The organism is Arthrobacter sp. 260, assembly GCF_013116745.1.
Taxonomy (GTDB): Bacteria; Actinomycetota; Actinomycetes; order Actinomycetales; family Micrococcaceae; genus Arthrobacter_D.
Window position 1 is genome coordinate 16,010 of the sequence record NZ_JABFOE010000003.1, and the last position, 19,342, is coordinate 35,351.

At 65.1% G+C, this 19,342-nt stretch carries 19 protein-coding genes; 7 read left to right on the forward strand and 12 right to left on the reverse strand.

Annotation, left to right across the window (positions count from 1 at the left end; translation table 11 throughout):
- Nucleotides 1-6 precede the first annotated feature (6 nt).
- The 4 genes from HMI57_RS04340 to HMI57_RS04355 all read right to left on the reverse strand — a co-directional run bounded on the left by HMI57_RS04340 (nucleotide 7) and on the right by HMI57_RS04355 (nucleotide 5,107).
- Nucleotides 7-2,580, reverse strand: coding sequence for a rhamnogalacturonan lyase (locus HMI57_RS04340; protein ID WP_171584721.1), 2,574 nt, complete (start codon nucleotides 2,578-2,580; stop codon nucleotides 7-9).
- Nucleotides 2,581-2,751: 171 nt separating this feature from the next.
- Entirely contained in the window at nucleotides 2,752-3,690 is a 939-nt protein-coding gene (locus HMI57_RS04345; protein ID WP_171584722.1) for a glycosyl hydrolase, read from the reverse strand.
- Between the two features lie 15 nt (nucleotides 3,691-3,705).
- Nucleotides 3,706-4,038 (reverse strand): L-rhamnose mutarotase, encoded by a 333-nt coding sequence (locus HMI57_RS04350; protein WP_171584723.1) that lies wholly within the window; start codon nucleotides 4,036-4,038, stop codon nucleotides 3,706-3,708.
- A 70-nt stretch (nucleotides 4,039-4,108) separates the two neighbouring features.
- On the reverse strand, nucleotides 4,109-5,107 hold the full coding sequence (locus HMI57_RS04355; protein WP_171584724.1) for a LacI family DNA-binding transcriptional regulator: 999 nt from the start codon (nucleotides 5,105-5,107) through the stop codon (nucleotides 4,109-4,111).
- A 248-nt stretch (nucleotides 5,108-5,355) separates the two neighbouring features.
- Here HMI57_RS04355 and rhaI point away from each other — a divergent pair, with 248 nt between their 5' ends.
- The 3 genes from rhaI to HMI57_RS04370 are packed head-to-tail and all read left to right on the forward strand — an operon-like array spanning nucleotide 5,356 to nucleotide 10,075.
- Nucleotides 5,356-6,522: an L-rhamnose isomerase gene (gene rhaI, locus HMI57_RS04360; protein ID WP_171584725.1), complete on the forward strand. Its 1,167-nt coding sequence runs from the start codon at nucleotides 5,356-5,358 to the stop codon at nucleotides 6,520-6,522.
- On the forward strand, nucleotides 6,510-8,570 hold the full coding sequence (locus HMI57_RS04365) for a bifunctional aldolase/short-chain dehydrogenase (protein WP_171584726.1): 2,061 nt from the start codon (nucleotides 6,510-6,512) through the stop codon (nucleotides 8,568-8,570). The genes rhaI and HMI57_RS04365 overlap by 13 nt, the downstream gene beginning before the upstream one ends.
- On the forward strand, nucleotides 8,567-10,075 hold the full coding sequence (locus HMI57_RS04370; protein WP_171584727.1) for a rhamnulokinase family protein: 1,509 nt from the start codon (nucleotides 8,567-8,569) through the stop codon (nucleotides 10,073-10,075). Before HMI57_RS04365 ends, HMI57_RS04370 begins: the two co-directional genes overlap by 4 nt.
- Here HMI57_RS04370 and HMI57_RS04375 read toward each other — a convergent pair.
- The 3 genes from HMI57_RS04375 to HMI57_RS04385 all read right to left on the reverse strand — a co-directional run bounded on the left by HMI57_RS04375 (nucleotide 10,023) and on the right by HMI57_RS04385 (nucleotide 11,645).
- Nucleotides 10,023-10,709 (reverse strand): M23 family metallopeptidase, encoded by a 687-nt coding sequence (locus HMI57_RS04375; RefSeq protein WP_171584728.1) that lies wholly within the window; start codon nucleotides 10,707-10,709, stop codon nucleotides 10,023-10,025. The two genes, HMI57_RS04370 and HMI57_RS04375, sit on opposite strands and share 53 nt — an antisense overlap.
- A 111-nt stretch (nucleotides 10,710-10,820) precedes the next feature.
- Nucleotides 10,821-11,189, reverse strand: coding sequence for a cupin domain-containing protein (locus tag HMI57_RS04380; protein WP_171584729.1), 369 nt, complete (start codon nucleotides 11,187-11,189; stop codon nucleotides 10,821-10,823).
- A 9-nt stretch (nucleotides 11,190-11,198) separates the two neighbouring features.
- The gene (locus HMI57_RS04385; RefSeq protein WP_171584730.1) at nucleotides 11,199-11,645 is read right to left on the reverse strand and encodes a VOC family protein; all 447 of its coding nucleotides are present in this window, start codon (nucleotides 11,643-11,645) and stop codon (nucleotides 11,199-11,201) included.
- 85 nt (nucleotides 11,646-11,730) lie between these two features.
- Here HMI57_RS04385 and HMI57_RS04390 point away from each other — a divergent pair, with 85 nt between their 5' ends.
- Nucleotides 11,731-12,711: a DUF5937 family protein gene (locus tag HMI57_RS04390; protein ID WP_171584731.1), complete on the forward strand. Its 981-nt coding sequence runs from the start codon at nucleotides 11,731-11,733 to the stop codon at nucleotides 12,709-12,711.
- Between the two features lie 64 nt (nucleotides 12,712-12,775).
- On the opposite strand, the gene HMI57_RS04395 is transcribed toward HMI57_RS04390, so the two are convergent.
- The gene (locus HMI57_RS04395; protein WP_171584732.1) at nucleotides 12,776-13,270 is read right to left on the reverse strand and encodes a GNAT family N-acetyltransferase; all 495 of its coding nucleotides are present in this window, start codon (nucleotides 13,268-13,270) and stop codon (nucleotides 12,776-12,778) included.
- Between the two features lie 89 nt (nucleotides 13,271-13,359).
- Here HMI57_RS04395 and HMI57_RS04400 point away from each other — a divergent pair, with 89 nt between their 5' ends.
- A complete protein-coding gene (locus HMI57_RS04400) occupies nucleotides 13,360-14,358 on the forward strand; it encodes an acetamidase/formamidase family protein (protein ID WP_171584733.1) in 999 nt (332 codons plus the stop codon).
- 9 nt (nucleotides 14,359-14,367) lie between these two features.
- Nucleotides 14,368-15,129 carry an SDR family oxidoreductase gene (locus HMI57_RS04405; RefSeq protein WP_171584734.1) on the forward strand — a complete coding sequence of 254 codons (762 nt, stop codon included), beginning with the start codon at nucleotides 14,368-14,370 and terminating at the stop codon, nucleotides 15,127-15,129.
- 139 nt (nucleotides 15,130-15,268) lie between these two features.
- Here HMI57_RS04405 and HMI57_RS04410 read toward each other — a convergent pair whose 3' ends face one another.
- Nucleotides 15,269-16,096, reverse strand: a complete 828-nt coding sequence (locus HMI57_RS04410) for a DUF1206 domain-containing protein (protein ID WP_171584735.1) — start codon at nucleotides 16,094-16,096, stop codon at nucleotides 15,269-15,271.
- A gap of 110 nt (nucleotides 16,097-16,206) precedes the next feature.
- Nucleotides 16,207-16,962 carry a MerR family transcriptional regulator gene (locus HMI57_RS04415; protein WP_171584736.1) on the reverse strand — a complete coding sequence of 252 codons (756 nt, stop codon included), beginning with the start codon at nucleotides 16,960-16,962 and terminating at the stop codon, nucleotides 16,207-16,209.
- A gap of 271 nt (nucleotides 16,963-17,233) precedes the next feature.
- Between HMI57_RS04415 and HMI57_RS04420 the strand changes: the two genes are divergently transcribed.
- Nucleotides 17,234-17,725 carry a nucleoside deaminase gene (locus tag HMI57_RS04420; RefSeq protein WP_171584737.1) on the forward strand — a complete coding sequence of 164 codons (492 nt, stop codon included), beginning with the start codon at nucleotides 17,234-17,236 and terminating at the stop codon, nucleotides 17,723-17,725.
- A gap of 15 nt (nucleotides 17,726-17,740) precedes the next feature.
- Here HMI57_RS04420 and HMI57_RS04425 read toward each other — a convergent pair whose 3' ends face one another.
- Together HMI57_RS04425 and HMI57_RS04430 are read right to left on the reverse strand one after the other, a co-directional pair.
- Nucleotides 17,741-18,028: a DUF1905 domain-containing protein gene (locus HMI57_RS04425; RefSeq protein ID WP_171584738.1), complete on the reverse strand. Its 288-nt coding sequence runs from the start codon at nucleotides 18,026-18,028 to the stop codon at nucleotides 17,741-17,743.
- A 44-nt stretch (nucleotides 18,029-18,072) separates the two neighbouring features.
- Nucleotides 18,073-19,335, reverse strand: a complete 1,263-nt coding sequence (locus tag HMI57_RS04430) for a hypothetical protein (RefSeq protein ID WP_171584739.1) — start codon at nucleotides 19,333-19,335, stop codon at nucleotides 18,073-18,075.
- Between the last annotated feature and the right edge of the window lie 7 nt (nucleotides 19,336-19,342).

Sequence of the window (19,342 nt, forward strand, 5' to 3'; positions counted from 1 at the left end):
GGCGGGCTACCCGACCATTCCGAGGATGGTCCGGGCACCGTTATCGAGCACCGCGCGCGCCGGGGCGGGGACAACGTCGGGCTTCTTGGACTGCCCCAGGAACTTCACGAACTTCTCCATTGCCTTGCGCACCTTCGCCAGATCACCCTGTGCGGCCGCACGTTCGGCCTGGGCCAGCGACGATTCCAGTTGCTTCGCCACCGGGCCAGCAACCTCCCCGCTGACGGTCAGGGTCTCGAGGGTGGAGCCGAGGGCGCTGACGATACCGGGGGTCCAGGCCTCAGGGACCGGAACCGCGGCGAAGTCCATATCCGAGGCGAGGTAGTAGCTCGGGTAGGACGGCTGGTTGTAGGTGGTGTTCTGGCGGGCCACCTCGGCCCGGTACTGCGGGTCGTGCATCAGCGTGGAGAGCTTATGCTCGGTTACCTCAGTGCTCAGGTAGACCCGAATTGCTGAACTGTCAGCGGTGCGGACAAACAGTTCCTCGCGCCAGTCCCCAAAGGCATCCGCGACCAGCGAGGGGTTGCCCTTGGTGCCGTTATTGGTACGGGTGCCGTCGGCGGTCAACAGGGTGCCGCGGGTCCAGTCGTCGATAGTGGGAGTGCCGTCGCCGGAGCCATTGACCAGTTGCGTGGTCAGGTCTGCAGCCCATTTGATGCTCATGTTGGTGCCCGGGGTCCGGGGTTCGAGAATGTCGCCGGTCGAGCTGAGCAGCCCCGATGCGTCGGTGCCGCCCGGCATGCTCGACCAGACCTCGATCCCGTCGACGTCGGCACGGACGTCCCCGATCATGCCGCGCCCGGTATCGCGCCCCGAGTAGGCACCGAAGAGCACTTCGCCGGTTGCCGCATCGCGGAGCGCCGATCCGTAGGGGGCATAGGCTCCACCCTCGTGCACGGTAAAAATCTCCAGCCCGGGCCGTTCCGGATCAATATCGGTCACGTGCATCGCATCGCCATGCCCCAGACCAGCTTCAACGCCGGGCGTCGCGCTGCCCTCAGGCATGGTGGCGAATGAGCTGTAGAGCAGGGAACCGTCGTCGTCGATCGTCGCTGAACCATAGACGATCTCCTGCCGGCCGTCGCCGTCCACGTCAGCCGCGCTCAGCGAGTGGAACCCCTGAGTGTTGAGCGACCCGAACTCCGGGTCGGTGCCGGGGCGGCCGTGCGGGCTGTCGTTGAACGGGTTGCTCATGGGCGCGTGGCCACTGTCCACGTTCCATACGGTTGAGAGATTTTTACCGTCCCAGGTGTAGGCGGCCATTGTGGTGCGGGTGTAGTAGCCGCGGGCAAACACTGCCGACGGACGCTGGCCGTCCAGGTAGGCGACCCCCGAGAGGAAGCGGTCCACCCGGTTGCCGGGCTCGATGCGGCTCATCGCGTAGTCGCCCCACATGAGGCCGTCGTCGCCCCGTCCGGGTTCATAGTCGACGGTTTGCAGTTCCTCGCCGGTGGCGCCATCGAAGACCGAGAGGTACTCGGGGCCGCTCAGGATGAAGCCTTCAAACGCCCGCAGGTTGTTCCGGGCGCTGCGCCCGGGCGCGTACTCGTCAATGAAGTAGTCGGCCAGGTCGCGGGCATTCGTATCCGAAAGCGGGTAGGCGTGGCGTGGGTCGATGCCGAAAGCCTCCTCAAGCGTTGCGGGCCAGTTGCCGGAAACCACCTCCGGGTGTTCGTGCCACTGGGTGAAGAGGTCAACGACATGTTCGTAGTAGTCGGCTGCGCTCTTGCGGTAGTCGTCGTCGTTGGCGTAACCGGCGGCAAGGTCGTCTTCCGGCATGGTGATGAAGCGCTCGTCGGTGACGTTGCCGGCGTCGTCGTAGGACAGGATTTTGGTGCCCGGCGCCGTTTTCATCATCATTTCGGTGCGGCCGTCGCCGTCAAAGTCATAGACCATGAACTGGGTGTAGTGGGCGCCGGAGCGGATGTTGACGCCGAGGTCGATCCGGTGCAGCAGCGCGCCATCCATCGTGTAGGTGTCGATGTAGGTGTTGCCCGTGTAGCCAATCTGGGAGACGTCTTTGGAGTTTGTCGGCTCCCACTTGACCACGTACTCGAACTGTCCGTCGCCATCTGCGTCGCCGAGACTCATGTCGTTTGCGGCATATGTGTAGTTCTCACCCGCCGGGGTGACCCCGTCAGCGGGTTTCTGGAGTGGAATTTCGGCATATCCCTGGGCCCAGGGGCTCACGTCCCCACTGCGGGCAAGCTCCACCCCGTCGACGACGGCGGCTACCTGGTAAGTGGCGGTGTCATCGGTGGCCGCGGGGTCGAGGTAATTGGTGCTGTCGGTAACCGTGGCGATCTTCTTGCCGTCGCGGTAGACGGCGAAGTCCGGGCCCGCCTGGCCGGTGGTGGTGGAACCGGTCACCTCGGTGGCCAGGAGACGCCAACTGAGGAACGTGCCCTCGGTGGTGGCAGCCGCGACAAGTCCGCGGTCGAGGTGCTCCAGCTGGATCCCCGGCCGATTCTGGTGGTGGGCTGGTGCGGCGACCGCAGGAAGGACGCCACCTCCAGCGATAAGGGCCAGGCTCAGAGCGAGCGTAGCTGGCACAGGAGTGAGGCGATAGCGAGTATTCATCTTTGAATCCTTTCAATGGAAAGCGCTTTCACCAACCTAGGGCAGCCTGGATAGACGGTCAAGGGTGGGCGGGATCTTTGAGCGTGAAGCTCCGCCGTGCAGTGATGGGGCGAGGCAGTTCCAGCACCACCGGTCAGTACTGAGGTTGGCCTGCTCCCGCGAAGCACTACATTAGGGCCGGCCGCGTCCCGTTGACAGCGGGCTGGCCGCCGGAACGTCCCGGTCACACCGCAGTACACCCTCGCTTACCCAGAGGCGTGCCCGGTGAACCGTCGACTCGCGCAGTGCTCCCACCTGCGCCTCGACCGCGTTGCTGCCACCCCAGTGGGGATGCGTGAAGTAGAAGACGACCGCCTCCTTTCCCCGTACGACGACGTCGGCATGCCGTCCCACTTGTCGGTCGCCGGCGTGGGATCCGGGAATGTCGAGAATGCGCCCCTGCGCGGACCATGTGACGCCGTCGTCGGAGCGATAGACGCGCTGGCCACACCACTCGTCCGCGATCAACCACTGCCAGCCGTCGAGCGCGAAGACGTTCGGACCCTCGTGGGGCACGCCCCCGATGACCTGCCCTTCCACCGCGAAGGTGTGCCAGTCCTGGCTGACGGCAGCATGAGTTGTGGATCCGTCAGCTTCGTCCTTGTACCAAAGGCGCACGCGACCATCCGCTGTGGTGGCGACGGCGGCATCGATCACGTACCGGGAACCGAGGGCGAGGAACCCGTGGTGCTCCCACCGCACAAGGTCCGGGCTGGTGAGGTGGGCGATGTGCCGCTCATGTCCCGCCCAGGCCGACGGGACCCCGTGGATCCAGCTGAGATACATGTGGTACCGGTTCCCATCCCACGCGACCTCGGGTGCCCAGTGGGTGTGGCGGCCCGGAGTGTTGGCGGGATCCAGGCCCTCGACCACCCCGCGGTAGCGCCAGGCCGCGCCGTCGTCGGACACAGCCGTGCCAATCCGGCTGCCATGCACCCACTCCACGCCGAGCCCTCGTGCATGCGGGCGCCGCTGGGTATAGAACATCCACCATTGACCGGTGCGCTGGTGCTGAATGACCGTGGGGTCGGTCGGCCCGCCCAGCGGGTCGGCCAGTAAAGGAGCGCTCATTGCCGGGACACCTTCTTAGGGGGCCAACTGGTCCTCGAGGTTGAAAACCTCCTCCAGGATCAGGAATCCTTCATCCGGGCGCCCCTCGAGTTCAATAAAGAAATCGCTCATCTGGGCCTGCCAGCGGCCGTTGACGTCAGTGGCGGCCATGGCGCGCTGGGCCGCGGCGAAGTCGTCAGCTTCCACGTAACCGATCAGCAGTCCATCCTGCCGCAGGAAGAGCGAATAGTTGTTCCACCCCGAATCCTTGAGAGCGTGCAGCATGTCGGGCCACACGGCGGCGTGACGCTCCCGGTACTCCTCCAGCCGGTCGGGCTTCACCTGCAGTTGGAAACAGACGCGTTCCATGGCGCTCCTCCTCGAGTGGGGTGAATCGTTTCAGACAGATGCTATCACTGACGACGGCGAGCGGGGAGGCCTAGAGCGTGCTCCCCCGGCTGACAAGTTCTGGCTGGAAGATGACCTGCCGGCTCTCTGGCGAGAGCCCCTCGATTGCCTCAAGCAGCAGTTCGACGGCGGTGCGTCCCATCAGTTCGGTCGGTCGCCGCACCGTGGACAGGGGCACCACCGTGGACTGGGCGAAATCAATGTCGTCATAGCCGATCAGTGCAAGATCCTCGGGGATCCGCAGACCGCGGATCAAAAGTACTGCCTGCATGACGCCGATGGCCAGCAGGTCGTTGGCGCAGAAGATGCCATCTGGAAGTCCGTCCCGGCCCCGCTCGGCGAGCAGTTCGCCGGAGGCGCGTCCGGCGAGGACTGTCATAGCGGTGGCTTCGACCACCTCCAGCTGGGCATCGGGAACCTCGGCCACCGCCTGCTGCGCACCTTTGAGCCGGTCGGCGACCTGCAGGATGTCGGTCGAGGCGCCGACGAAAGCGATCCGCCGTCGTCCTCGGGACAGCATGTGCTGCACGGCCATGTACCCACCGGCAACGTCGTCAACTGATACCGAGCTCACCCGGCCCTGCGGGTCCACCCGGTCCACAAGGACCACCGGGACACCGTGGGCACTCAATTGCTCCAGTCGTGAATCGATGTTGCCGACGGGAGAGATCAGGACGCCCTTGACGCGCTGCTGCTCGAACACGTCGAGGTAGCGGCCCTCCCGGCCAACGTCGTGTGCGCTGTCCCCCAGTAGCACTGTGCTGTCCGATTCCGCTGCGCGGTCTTCCGCGGCGCGAGCCAGCGCCGAGAAGAATGGGTTGCTCACATCCAGGACGATCAGGCCAATAGTACGGCTGAGGCCTGCCCGCAACTGGCGGGCCGCGTCGTTGCGCACGAAGCCGAGTTCGGAGATCACTGCCAAGACCCGTTCACGGGTCTTTTCGGCGACGCGGTCAGGATTGTTGAGCACGTTGGAGACTGTCCCCACAGCCACCTGCGCCTGGTCGGCGACGTCCTTGATACTGACCATTCGGGTTCTCCTCGCTTCGCGGAACTACTGGACGGGGAGTGCGGCATCCTGCCGTGCTGCCTGCGAAAGATTGCTTGACACCGTCTCAGTGCCAAGGATACCTTTGAAACGTACCAATGAATCGATTCAATTTATGGTTCGCTTTATGACATTCGATCGCCTCCCGCGGCGGACGGCCCGATGAGTCGGTGCATAACAACTAAAGGCGCGCGCCGGCCCGGGCCAGCAGCGATAGATGTGGAGAAGCAATGGTTGACCTGAGCCGAATATCGGCCACGCTGGAACAGCTCGCCATCGAGGTGCCCTCCTGGGCTTACGGGAACTCCGGAACCCGCTTCAAGGTCTTCCAGACGGCCGGGACACCGCGCACCGTGCAGGAGAAGATTGCCGACGCGGCGAAGGTCAACGAACTGACCGGGCTCGCGCCGTCGGTTGCCCTCCACATCCCGTGGGACAAGGTGGAGGATTACGCGGAGCTGTCCGGGTTCGCGGCTGACCACGGCATCAGGCTCGGCACGATCAACAGCAACACCTTCCAGGACGACCTTTACAAGTTCGGTTCGCTCACCCACAGTGACCCGGCAGTGCGCCGCAAAGCGATCGACCACATGTACGAGTGCATCGACGTCATGAACGTCACCGGCTCGCGGGATCTGAAAATCTGGCTGGCCGACGGCACCAACTACCCCGGGCAGGGCGATATGCGCTCGCGTCAGGACTGGCTTCATGAATCCCTGCAGCAGGTCTACTCCCGGCTCGGGGCAGCTCAGCGGATGGTGCTTGAATACAAGTTCTTCGAGCCGGCCTTCTATCACACCGACGTTCCTGACTGGGGTACCTCGTACGCCCACACGCTTGCCCTCGGAGAGAAGGCCCTGGTCTGCCTCGACACCGGACACCACGCTCCGGGCACCAACATCGAGTTCATCGTCGCGCAACTCATCCGCCTTGGAAAGCTGGGCTCCTTCGACTTCAATTCCCGTTTCTACGCCGACGACGACCTCATTGTCGGGGCAGCAGATCCGTTCCAGCTGTTCCGCATCATGTATGAGGTGGCCCGGGGTGGCGCACTCGACCCGGCCAGCAATGTGGCCCTGATGCTGGACCAGTGCCACAACCTTGAAGAGAAGATCCCCGGGCAGATCCGGTCGGTGCTGAATGTCCAGGAAATGGCCGCCCGCGCCCTCCTCGTCGATCGCACGGCACTCACCGCAGCCCAGGAAGCAGGCGACGTCCTCGGAGCCAACGCACTCTTCATGGATGCCTTCTACACCGATGTGCGGCCGGCACTCGCCGCGTGGCGTGAATCGCGCGGTCTTCCCGCGGACCCGCTGGCCGCCTACGCTGCCAGCGGATATCAGGAGAAAATCAACGCAGACCGCGAGGGCGGGCAGCAGGCAGGATGGGGCGCGTGACAGTGAACAGCTCAACGATGTCAACGGTGGAGGACCTGATTGCCCGGTCCAACCGGCTCGGCGCGGACAAGCGGAACACCAACTACGCAGGCGGCAACACCTCGGCGAAAGGCGTCGGCACTGATCCGGTGACAGGCGAGAACGTGGAGTTGCTCTGGGTGAAGGGCTCCGGCGGTGACCTCGGAACGCTCACCGAACAGGGACTGGCGGTACTTCGCCTGGACCGGCTGCGTGCCCTGACCGCCGTGTATCCCGGCGTTGACCGGGAGGACGAAATGGTCGCGGCCTTCGACTACACCCTGCATGGAAAGGGCGGCGCAGCACCGTCGATCGACACGGCGATGCACGGCCTGGTCGATGCCGCCCACGTTGACCACCTGCACCCGGACTCCGGCATCGCTATCGCCACGGCCGTTGACGGCGAAGCGCTGACCGCTAAGATCTTTGGCGACAAGGTGCTCTGGGTACCCTGGCGCCGCCCCGGGTTCCAGCTGGGACTGGATATCGCGGCGATCAAGGCCGCCAACCCGCAGGCAGTCGGCACCATTCTCGGCGGTCACGGAATCACAGCCTGGGGCGAGACCTCCGGGGAGGCCGAACGCAACTCGCTGTGGATTATCGAGACCGCTGAACGCTACCTGGCGGAGAACTCGCGGCCGCAGCCGTTCGGCGCTCCACTGCCAGGCTATTCGGCCCTACCGGTGGACCAACGCCGCGCGAAGGCAGCCGCGCTGGCACCTGTCATTCGGGGCCTGGCTTCGACTGACAAGCCCCAACTCGGGCATTTCTGCGACGACGCCGCCGTCCTGCACTTCCTTGAGAGTGCCGAACACCCGCGGCTGGCGGGGTTGGGGACGTCCTGCCCCGACCACTTCCTGCGCACCAAGGTCAAACCCCTGGTCCTGGACCTCCCGGCCGATGCGCCCGTCGAGGATGCCGTCGCCCGGCTGAAGGAACTGCACCAGGCCTACCGGTCCGACTACCAGGACTACTACGACCGGCATGCGACAGCGGCGTCCCCCGCCATCCGGGGGGCGGACCCGGCGGTGGTGCTGGTTCCCGGCGTTGGCATGTTCAGCTTCGGTGCAACCAAGCAGACCGCCCGGGTCGCGGGTGAGTTCTACCTGAACGCCATCAACGTGATGCGGGGAGCGGAAGGTATTTCCACCTATTCCCCCATCGACGAGTCGGAGAAGTTCCGGATCGAGTACTGGGCGCTGGAGGAAGCGAAGCTTGCGCGTCTGCCCAAACCCAAGTCGCACGCCGGCCGGATCGCCCTGGTGACCGGGGCGGCGTCGGGCATCGGCAAGGCCATCGCCACCCGGCTGGCCGCGGAAGGCGCCTGCGTGGTGATCGCCGACCTGCACCTTGACAGCGCCCAGCAGGTCGCCGCAGAGCTCGGCGGCACCGACGTCGCAGTCGGCGTCCGGGCGGACGTCACCGATCCCGTCCAGGTGCGGCAGGCGATCGACGCCGCGGTGCTCGCCTTCGGCGGGCTGGACCTGGTGGTCAATAACGCCGGACTGTCGATTTCCAAGCCCCTGCTCGAAACCACCGAACAGGACTGGGACCTGCAGCACAACGTCATGGCCAAGGGGTCCTTCCTGGTGTCCCAGGCGGCAGCGAAGGTGCTCATCGACCAGGAGATGGGTGGGGACATCATCTACATCTCCTCGAAAAACTCGGTTTTCGCCGGCCCCAATAACATCGCCTACTCCGCCACAAAAGCGGACCAGGCGCACCAGGTGAGGCTGCTCGCCGCCGAACTCGGCGAGTACGGGGTCCGCGTCAACGGGATCAACCCCGATGGAGTGGTCCGCGGTTCGGGGATCTTCGCCGGCGGGTGGGGCGCAAAGCGTGCTGCGGTCTACGGGGTCGACGAGGACAAACTCGGCGAGTACTACGCCCAGCGCACCCTGCTCAAGCGGGAGGTACTCCCAGAGAACGTGGCCAGCGCCGTCGCCGTCCTTACCTCCGACGCGCTGTCCCACACCACTGGGCTGCACATCCCCGTGGATGCGGGTGTTGCCGCGGCCTTCCTCCGATGATCGACGACGCCCGGCCGGTGTTTGTCGCCGTCGACATCGGCGCCTCCTCGGGCCGGGTCATCCTGGGCCGGGTCGGGACAGACGGGCCGCGGCTGCAACTGGTGCACCGGTTTTCCAACGGTGCGGTCGAGGTCGATGGCACGCTGCGCTGGGACGTCCACTCCCTCTTTGAGCAGGTGCTTGCCGGGCTGACGCTGGCGTCGGGCGCACTGGAGCCCGGGGAACGGATCGCGAGCATCGGCGTGGACACCTGGGCGGTGGACTACGGGCTGATTGACGACGACGGCGCCCTCGCCACCCTGCCGTACAGCCACCGGGACGGACGCGGCGAGACTGCAGTCGCGGCGGTGCACCAGCGCATGGATTTCGATCGCCTGTACAGCACCACCGGCGTGCAGTTCCTTCCGTTCAACACGCTCTACCAGCTGGCGTCCGAGGCCTCCCTTGAAGGGGTACAGGCGCTCCTGATCCCGGACCTGCTCTGCTTCTGGCTGACCGGCCGGCGGGCCAGCGAGGCGACCAATGCCTCCACCACGGGGCTCACGGACGCGCGCACCGGCGGCTGGGATCCCGGGATCCTTGCCCGGCTCGGGATTCCCGCTGGTCTTTTTCCGGCTCAGATCGAGCCGGGTCAAACGCTGGGGATGCTGCTGCCCGGGATTTCCCGTCAGACCGGGTTGCCGCCGAACACAGCTGTCGTTGCGGTGGGTTCGCATGACACGGCATCAGCGGTTGCCGCCGTCCCCGCCCTGGCTGAGGGGTTTGCCTACATTTCGTCGGGCACCTGGTCGCTGGTCGGCGTCGAGCTGGCCCAGCCGGTACTCTCCCCCGCGAGCCGCACCGCCAACTTCACCAATGAACGCGGCATCGACGGGACAGTGAGGTACTTGCGGAATGTCGGCGGGCTGTGGCTGCTCCAGGAGTGCCTGCGCTCCTGGACCGACGCCGGAGATTCCCCCGACCTGGCGGCGCTGTTGGCAGAGGCGGCGTCCCTGCCCGCCGGGGGCCCACTGATCGATGCCGACTCGCCGGAGTTCATCCCGCCCGGGAACATGCCGCGGCGGATCCGGGACGCAGCCCACCGTGCCGGGGGTGTGGCATCTGCCGGACCGGCCGGCGTCGTGCGGTGCATTCTCGAGAGCCTCGCCGCCGCCTATGCGCGGACCGTGCGGCAGGCTGTCGACCTATCCGGGACCGAAGTGGACGTGGTGCACATAGTGGGAGGCGGTTCCCAGAACACCCTGCTGTGCCAGCTCACCGCCGACGCGACCGGGCTGCCGGTCGTGGCCGGCCCGGTCGAAGCCACGGCACTGGGCAATGTCATGGTGCAGGCGCGGGCGGCCGGCCTGCTGGGGGAGACCGCCTCGCTCGCCGACATCCGGGCTGCCGTGGCCCGGACCGCCGACACCACCCGGTACACGCCGCATGGGGAGGGTGGAGTGCAGGACGCCGTCACCGAACCGGCTCGACGACGGCACCTTCTGCCGGAACTCCGCTCTCCCTAAGGAGGGCCCAGCTGGCTCCGCGCGGCCACTCGCGGAACCCTTCAAAGGCGAGGGGAATGCCATGCGCTGTGGCGAGGTCCAGGCTATCCATGACCTGCAGGTGCACATGCGGTTGTGTCGAGTTGCCCGAGTTGCCGCACTCCCCGAGGAACTGGCCAGGGGCCACCGTGTCACCGACTGTAACGTTCAGCGAGCCCTTCCGGAGATGGACGAGGGCGACGTACTCGGCGGGACCAGCGGCAATCACCACGTAGTTACCGGCAATTGACGCCACCCCCTCCCGCAGCCGGGCGGCCTGGCCCAGCGCATAGGACACCAGGGTGAACTGCGACCGGCGCGCCTCATGGTCGGGTTCACCGTCGTGCACTCGAACTACCGTTCCCGCCAGCGGCGCCAGGATCGGACGCCCGAAGGCAAAGAACCGGTCGACCGGTTCGGTGGAGAAGGCCGTCCGCCAGTCGTTTCGAATTGACGTACGCCGACGGTCATCCACCCCCACGAAGTCAATGGCATACCGACCGCCCAGCAGATCCGTTCCGTGGCTCGGCACGCGTCGGGCCGGGCTGTTCTCGGTCAGCCACCGACCCTCGAAGGGCAACGCCAAAGTGAATGGTTCATGCACTGTGCCGACCATTTGCTCATTCTAGGACTGCTACGCAGGAAACGGCCCGGAGGGCAGGAATCGCCGATTGCAACCGGCGGGTCTGTTCCTCAGGGCCGTTTCTGGACGGGTAGCTAGCGCCCTCTAGGGTCGCCACTCCTGGATGATCCGCGGGCTCGCGTGGATGCACATCATGGACAGGGTGACATCGCCGTTGTTGGTGAACCCGTGCCAGGTGTCAGGCGGCACCACGATGGTCTGGTCCGTGAGACCACCCTGGGACTCCTCGCCCACCAGGAACGTCGCTGCTCCGGAGAGGACCACCCACGTCTCGGAGTAGGGATGACGATGCTGGGCGACGCCCTGTCCCGGCTCGAACTGGACCCGGAAGAACGAAACACCGGATCCGTAGGACTCGCCTTCGAAGCGGATGGTCCTGCTGCCGTCCAACCTCAGCTGGTCGGCGTCGACGACCCTGGCCGTGCCCGGCAGGGGCTGGGCATCCCGTCTCATCGTGCGGCCTCACGCGTCCGACGGTTGCGAGTATTTCTGCTGAACGGCGTCCCAGTCACCGGCGGCGGCAATGGGGTCAATCCACATGATCTCCCACTCGTGCCCGTCCGGGTCGGCGAAGGACCGCGAGCGCATGAAACCGTGATCCTGGGTCATGCCTTCGGTGGCCCCCGCGTCCACCGCCCTGGCGAGGAGGGAGTCGATGTCTTCCGGTGCCTCGACACTGAGCGCGTGAATTGCTGCCGTGGTGGAGGTGGTATCGGCGATCTCCTTGGAGGTGAACTGCCGGAAGTGGTCGTGGCTGAGGACCATGAGGTGGATGGTCTCGCTCACCACGATCGCTGCGGCATTATCGTCGGAGAAGTCAGGGTTAAGCGTCCAGCCAAGGCTGGTGTAGAACGCCTTCGACGCCTCGACGTTCGTCACGGGCAGATTGATGAAGAGTTGGTGCGACATCTGGGCTCCTGGGGTTTCCTGGGATGGGTGAACTTCGGTGCCCCTAGTCTCCAGAACTGATCATCGTTGCGGCTAGTCTTTCGATGTGGATCGAAACGTAGTGACGTTCAGGTTGGGCGCCGACGACATCGGGCTCCTCCGCTTTGGTGTTTCGCCGGGGATAGAACTGGCCCACGCGGTCCGGGCCCTGCAATCGACGGGGAGCAGGCCGCTGCAGTGGGGGTGGTTCCGGAACATCCGGGCTTCAATCCCTGCTGACGCCTTCGCCATCCTGCGACTGGTCATCCCCCCGTCCGGCTACTTCCCAGATTTCCTCACCGGCCCCATTACCGCCGACACCTCCCCCGAGGAGGAACTCGATAACCTCCGCCGGACGGCCCCGGAAGTCGTCCAGGTTCATCTGGGCAAGCTCCTCAAACTGGCCACGGGACAACGCCACGCAACAATCACTGCACTCGTCAGCAACCCGGCCAAAGCCCAGGCCCGGATCGCCGAGGCGTGGGAGGAAATGTGGTCCGCGGTCATGGCTCCCCACTGGGAACAACTCCGCAGGATCCTACACGCGGACATCGCCCACCGGTCCCGCAGCATTGTCGATGCAGGAACAACAACAATGATCGGTTCACTCCACGAACGGGTGAGCTGGGACGGCAGTAACGTCAACGTTCGGATGCATAGTTGGAGCGAAGTGGTGCCCTGTGAAGGCAGTGGAATGCTGCTGGTCCCCACAGTCATCGGCAGTCCCTGGTGTTCAGTCCTCACCGAAAAGCCAGTGCAACCTACCCTCTTCTACCCGGCCCACGGCGTGACCAACACCTGGTATCAGGTGGGGCACACGGCCGAAAAGGCGCTTTCAGCACTTCTCGGCGAGGGACGCGCACGCGTGCTCCTCAGCCTTACCGGCCCTCGGTCCACCACCGAGACGGCCGCCCTCTGCAATCTCGCACTCTCGACCGCATCCCACCATCTCACCCTGCTCCGCGACGCCGGTCTGATTGCCAGTGCCCGGCAGGGGAGCCAGGTACTTCACTCACGGACGTTACTCGGCGATTCCCTCACCGGGTAGCGCCCCACACGGTCGGCATCCAGAGCTGGCATCGGGCGCCGAAACGCACCGAGCCCCTCACCCGTCATAGTGCGAGCTTGAATCCTTCATGAGACGCGGTGAAGCCGAGCCGTGCATAGAATCTGTGCGCATCAGCCCTGGACTTGTCGGTGGTGAGCTGGACCAGGGAGCATTCCCGCCGTTCCGCTTCCTCGATCGCCCAGGTGATCATGGCTGCCCCGAGCCCGGCGGACCGGTAGCCCCCTGCCACCCGCACCGCCTCGATTTGGGCGCGTAATGCTCCACGTCGCGCCAAACCGGGCAGAACGCTGAACTGCAGGGTTCCGACGACGACGCCGTCAACGGTTGCCACCACCAGCTGATGCGCCGGATCCGCGTCGATCGATGCGAAGGCAGTCAGGTAGGGCTCAAGCGACTCGCCACCGTCAATTCGGTCACGGGTGCGCCCCAGCCGGTCGTCCGCGAGCAGTGCCACGATCGGGTATACATCCTCGGTGACGGCCGGTCTGAGTTCGGCAGTCAGCCCATTTGAAAGGTCAATTGTTTTCAACTGTGCCATCGCCCCAACTTACTCTCCGATCTCCGGCGTGAGGCGGATGCCCTCGTGGCGAACTTGTCAGCGCCCCACCCCCGACATAGCATCCAGTAATGGATGCCGTTGAATACACTCCGCGCCGCGATCAGTTGGTCTACACCTTCGGTGGCGCCGCGCCGGTGATGACCGTCCAGCCCGGGACGGTGCTGAAACTTTGGTCTGAAGACGCCTTTAATCATGCGCTGACCAGCGTCGATGATCTGTCCAGCGAGAAGGTCGACCTGCGGTTCGTGAACCCCCAGACCGGGCCGTTCTACGTGGCAGGCGCTGAGCCCGGAGACACGCTGGCCATCCACATCGTGGATCTGACGCCAGCCCGTTCCTGGGGTGCGTCCGCCACCATCCCCTTCTTCGGCGGTTTGACCAGCACCGACCGGACCGCGTTCCTCCAGGAACCGTTGCCGGACACCACCTGGATCTATCACGTGGATACGGCCCGGCAGATGGTCGGTTTCCAGGCGCGGCACACCGACTTCGAGGTAGCCCTGCCACTCGAACCGATGCTTGGCACCATCGGCGTGGCGCCACCCGGGGGCGAGGTGCGCTCTTCACTGGTGCCCGAACGGTTCGGCGGGAACATGGACTCTCCCGAGGTCAAAGCGGGAACCACCGTCTACCTCGGCGTGAACGTCGAAGGCGCGCTGTTCTCGATTGGAGACGGGCACTACCGCCAGGGCGAAGGCGAGGCGTGCGGCACAGCCGTCGAAGGCGCCATGAACTCGACCATCATCGTCGAATTGATCAAGGGCGGAGCGCCCGCCTGGCCGAGGCTAGAGAGCGACAGCCACTGGATGGCTGTCGGTTCCTCCCGGCCCATGGAGGATTCCTGGCGGATCGGCCAGGTCGAAATGGTGCGATGGTTCGAGGAACTCTTCGGACTCCACCAAATGGACGCCTACCAACTCCTGACCCAGACTGCGTTGGCACCTATCGCCAACGCTGTGGACGCCAACTACAGCGTGGTCATCAAGGCGGCCAAGAACCTCTTCCCCCGGGCACATGCCTTTGACGGAATACATGACGAGCTGCGACGACGCAGCCAGAACCTCTAGGAGAAACCGATGGACCTACAACTCGGCGGACTGACAGCACTGGTGACCGGCGGGACCAAGGGAATTGGGCGTGCCATCGTTGACTCCTTCGCAGCCGAGGGCGCCAATGTCGCGTTCTGCGCCCGGAATGCCTCGGAGATCACAGCGACCGAGGAAGCCCTGTCAGGAAGCGCCGGGCGGATCGTCGGTACCGCAATGGATATGGGCGATGCGGATGCTGTCGCAGCCTGGGTAGCAGACGCCGCATCGACCTTCGGCGGGATCGACATGGTGGTGAGCAATGTCAGCGCCCTGGCCATACCCGACACCGACGAGAACTGGGAAGCCTCACTTCGGGTCGACCTGATGGGAACTGTCCGGCTGGTGAAGGCCGCACTGCCCCACCTGGTACAGAGCAACGCGGCGTCAATAATCGCAATCTCGAGCGTCTCTGGCCGTGAAGTGGATTTTGCCTCCGGTCCCTATGGGACGGTCAAGTCCGCCCTCATCGCCTACATGGCGGGACTCGCCTTCCAGCTGGCGGACCAGGGAATTCGCGCTAACACGGTCTCCCCCGGCAACACTTTCCACGAGGGCGGGGTGTGGCAAAGCATCGAAGAGGGCAACCCCGACCTGTTCAACATGGCGATGGGGTTGAACCCGACGCACCGGATGGGCACACCGCAGGAGGTCGCCGATACGGTGGTCTTCGTCTCCAGCCCACGGTCCAGTCGAACCACCGGCGCCAACATTCTGGTGGACGGTGGACTGTCGCGGGGGATTCAGTTCTGAAGCTGGGGAAATTCCCCACTCCATGAAGTGGATCCGGTGTTTTGATAACCACCGATATTCAATTGTTCTCGGGGCTTCAATTCTGTTTGGCTGCACCCTCCGCAGCTTTTGGTCAGAGCAACGGCCACCATGGCGGCAGTTACATCCGGCCGAACCGCGCGCGGATAACCGCAAAGATCCCGTAGCAGATCAGGCCAGCAGCGATGGCCACCAGCACTGCATCGCCAAACGGGTGGTCCTGCAGCGCCTTCAGGCTGCCGTCCAGCCCCGTGGACTCCGACGGCCGGTTGGTGACGGCAGCGACAACGAACAGCAGGCCGACCAGGAGCAGCGCTGCCCCCTTCGCCACATGGCCCACGACCCCCAGCGCGTCGATTACCGCTCCACGACGTGAGTCTTCGAAGTGCTGCAGCTCTGGCCTGAAAGTCCTGCGCAGTCCTTTGACCACAAAGTACCCTCCGATCCCCAACAGCGTTCCACCCACCACCAGCACGGCGACGAGTCCGAGGGGGTGCGCCATCATGGTCTGGGTGAAATCCCTGGTGAACTCGCTCGAGTCGGGTCCGTCCCCCATGGCGAACCTTCCCATCGTCACCGCCATGACACCGTAGGTGACCGCCAGGGACCCCGACGAAATGGCTTTCTCCAGCCGCTTCCCCACGGCATTCCGGCGGTACCGGAGGGTGGCTTCACTGAGCTGCCACAGGGCAAGTCCCGCGCAGCCGACCGCGCAAGCCCACATGGTCCAGGGCCCGACGGTCCCTGAGGCCAGCTGTTCCAGGGCTCCGGTGGGTTCGGCCTGGCCGGTTCCCCCGAATGCCACCTGCAGTGCGATGACACCGATGAGGATGTGAACCACCGCCAGCACCGCGAACCCAAACCGGGCGAGGACGTCCAGTGCCACCCCGTCGGTGATCTTCTCGGCGGTATCCGCGATCCCGGACCCAGTGCTTTCCTCAGCTGCCACGCGTTCTCCCCCAGTTTCCAGTCGCTCCACCCTATCCGCGTCAGTGAGTGGCACGGAAAACGTCGGGGCTGCTGGCGGGCAGCCCCGACGTGTGTGCAACCGCCGTCCGGTTAGAGCACCAGGTCCGCGTAAACCCGCAGTGAGTCCCGCACAAACTCGGCGCCCTTCTGACCGCCGTAGTTCTTCGCGAAGCGGGGGTCGGCGACATACATGTCACCGAGGCCCAGCACATACTCCTTCGACAACTGCTCACCTGAACGGGGGACCCCAGGGGCCTGCGAGAGCCATTCAATATGCCGCGCGGCCAGGCTCTGCGCTGTGCCACTGTCAGGGGTGATGCCATCTGCGGCAGCCTGAGTCCACTCAGCCCCAAGTTCAGCCGCCTGCCGCCGGAACACTGCCTTCTCGGCGTCGGTCTTGGACCGCCACCAGGCGTCACCCTGGGCGTACGCGTCCTTACCCCACCGCTCTTCGACCTCGTCCTTGTACTGCGTGTGATCAAATCCGTTAAACATGTTCTCTGCCACGAGTTCCTCGCCCTCTTCCAATCGATTTACTGTGTATTCGACCGACGCAATCTGCAACGCCAGCCTGTCCCGTTCCTGGCGCAGCCAGTCGAGGTGACGGTGCAGCGATTCAACTGGTTCCGCCGCGCCCGCGAGGACTTCTGCAATGGCGGGAAGGCCCAGGCCCAGTTCGCGAAGCATGAGGATGCGTTGCAGACGGACCAGCGTGGCGTCGTCGTAATAGCGGTACCCGTTGGCGCCGATCCGCGACGGCAGCAGCAGACCCAGGTCACCGTAATGCCTGAGTGTCCTGCTGGTGGTGCCTGCCAGCCGGGCAATTTCCTGGATGGGCCAGTCCATCCCGCCTCCTCCCGTTCGGTGTGGTGTCAACGCTAATAGTTGACGCTACGTCAAGGTCAAGACGGTCGGGGGGCATCTCCGCCGACCCCCTTCCGGGCAGTGAATGAGCGATGCTACAGTTCGATGACGAAGCCAACGGCGGGCGTCCTGCACGGGAGCGCTATCAACCAGGTGGACCTGCACATCGACCAACCCGCAGCTCTCTGGAACCGCCCCCGTAGAAATCCCGGCCGGGCGAGTGACGACAGTTGCCCACCACGGGAGAGTTACTTTGAGTACCAACGACGACGAGCGTTTCCTGACCGCCGCGATTTCGCTGGCCGTTGACAATGTCACCAACGACGGCGGCCCCTTCGGAGCGGTGATCGTTACCGGTGACGGACGGGCCTTCGACGGGGTCAACCGGGTCACGGCGAACAACGACCCGACCGCCCACGCCGAGGTAATGGCCATCCGGAACGCGTGCACGGCGCTGGAAACCTTCGACCTGTCAGGCAGCACCCTCTACACCAGCTGTGAGCCCTGCCCCATGTGCCTGTCGGCGGCACTCTGGGCACGGGTGGAGACCGTTGTCTACGCTGCGGACCGATTCGATGCGGAGCAAGCTGGCTTCGATGACGCAGTTTTCTACAACTTCTTCGCCACCCCTGTGGAGGAACGATCAATGCCAGTCCGGCATTTCGTTCCGGCAGCGGGATCATCGATTCCCGCCACAGCACCGTTCGATGCGTGGCGGAGCCTCACCGCGCGGGTGGACTACTGACCCACCCGACGACCGTCAGGACCGGATGGAGAGGCGGACCGTCATCACGTCGCCTTCGGCAAGCCCCTCAGCCTTCCTGACCGCCGCCTTGACCGGGACGAGGTAGCTTTCATCCTGCGGGAAGAGCGACGTCGGCCAGGTGCTGCCGCCGATCCCGGCGTCGACCGGGATCATCCCCCACCCGTAGCTCACGATGCCGGATTGCTCCCGCAGCAGCTGGCATTCGTCCGGCGGCACCGTGACAAAGTACCAGGGTGCGGGGCCTTTCCAATGCCACAGCGTTCCCTCGAATTCGAGTTCCATCCCGAGCCTCCCTGCCCGACCGTCCGTCGTCGGCTGCGACCACTTTATCGGGGTGGGTGAGTCCCTGGGAGGCCGCTCTCCGGTCGAAGGGGGGCGTCCTGGGACGGATGACTCTGGATCCCCGCCGGGCGGGCCAGCAGTTCAATCGCCAGAACCGTGATGCCCACCAAGGCCACCGCCCAGACAGCGACGGTGACGGTAGGCTCCGGCCAGAGGACCAGGACGGCCAGGGCCACCACGACGACGGTGCCCTCCGCTGCCCGACGGTAGCGGGCCAGCCAGTGCTGCCAGCGCGCTGGTTGGCCTGCGCCCGTCCGGCCAGTGCCAAGGTCGGCGAACCGGGCGAGCCCGCCGCGGAACCGTTGCGCCGCGGGAGATCGGCCGGTAAGGAACATGACGAGCACCACCACCAGCGCCCCAGCAAAGATGACCCGGATACTGGTCTGCAACGGGGAGAGCAGAATATCAATCAACCGCTCCGCCGCGCCCGGAGTCTGCACACCGGATTCAATGGCGTTCAGATAGTAGGCCCGACCCAGTGCGAGCCCGAGTGCGAGGACCGCCATCACCACGGTGATGCTGAAACCCAGTGCGCCCACCGCTCGCCGCCGCGATCCTGGGGGAGCCACTGCGACGGCGCCGACGGCTAGGGCAAGAACGAGAAACGCAAGGATGAGGGCACCCCGATCCAGGACAGCAATGGCCCGGCCCGCCCGCGCCAGTTCGGGTGACTGGAAAATGGTGACTTCCGCATCGATCTCCGGAATTCTCGATGCTATCGCCACCCCCTCCTGCATCAGGCGATCCTTGACCCGCGAAATGATGTCGCCGGTGGAAATGGTCACAGCACCACTGTCATCAACCCCGATGACACCGACGGGTTGACCGGTGAGCACTCCGACAAGTCGCTGGTGAGCCTCCCGGTTGGCAGTAATCCACAGTTCCTCGAACTCGGGGGTGGTCACCAGCCAGGAAGCAGCGGCGTCAATCCGGTCGTGAGCCTGGTCGGCGATGACCGGCGCCAGCCCTTCGACCAGCGGTTCCGCCCGGGGCGCTTGATCAGTCAGACCGGTCAACGCGTCCAACGCCAATTGTTCGACGTCAACCGCCGCGGCGATCCGGTTGGTGACCTGCTCAGCGATCGCTGCCTGAAGCACCGGGTCGGCTGCGAGCGGCGCGACGGTCTCCACATAGCGATCCGTGTTCAGGACCTCGGCGCGGAGAAACAGTGCCGGCACTGCCACCAGCATCAGGGCGCCAGTCACCACGACCATCACGATCGAGGTGACCCACCGCTTCGATGCCATCATCGGA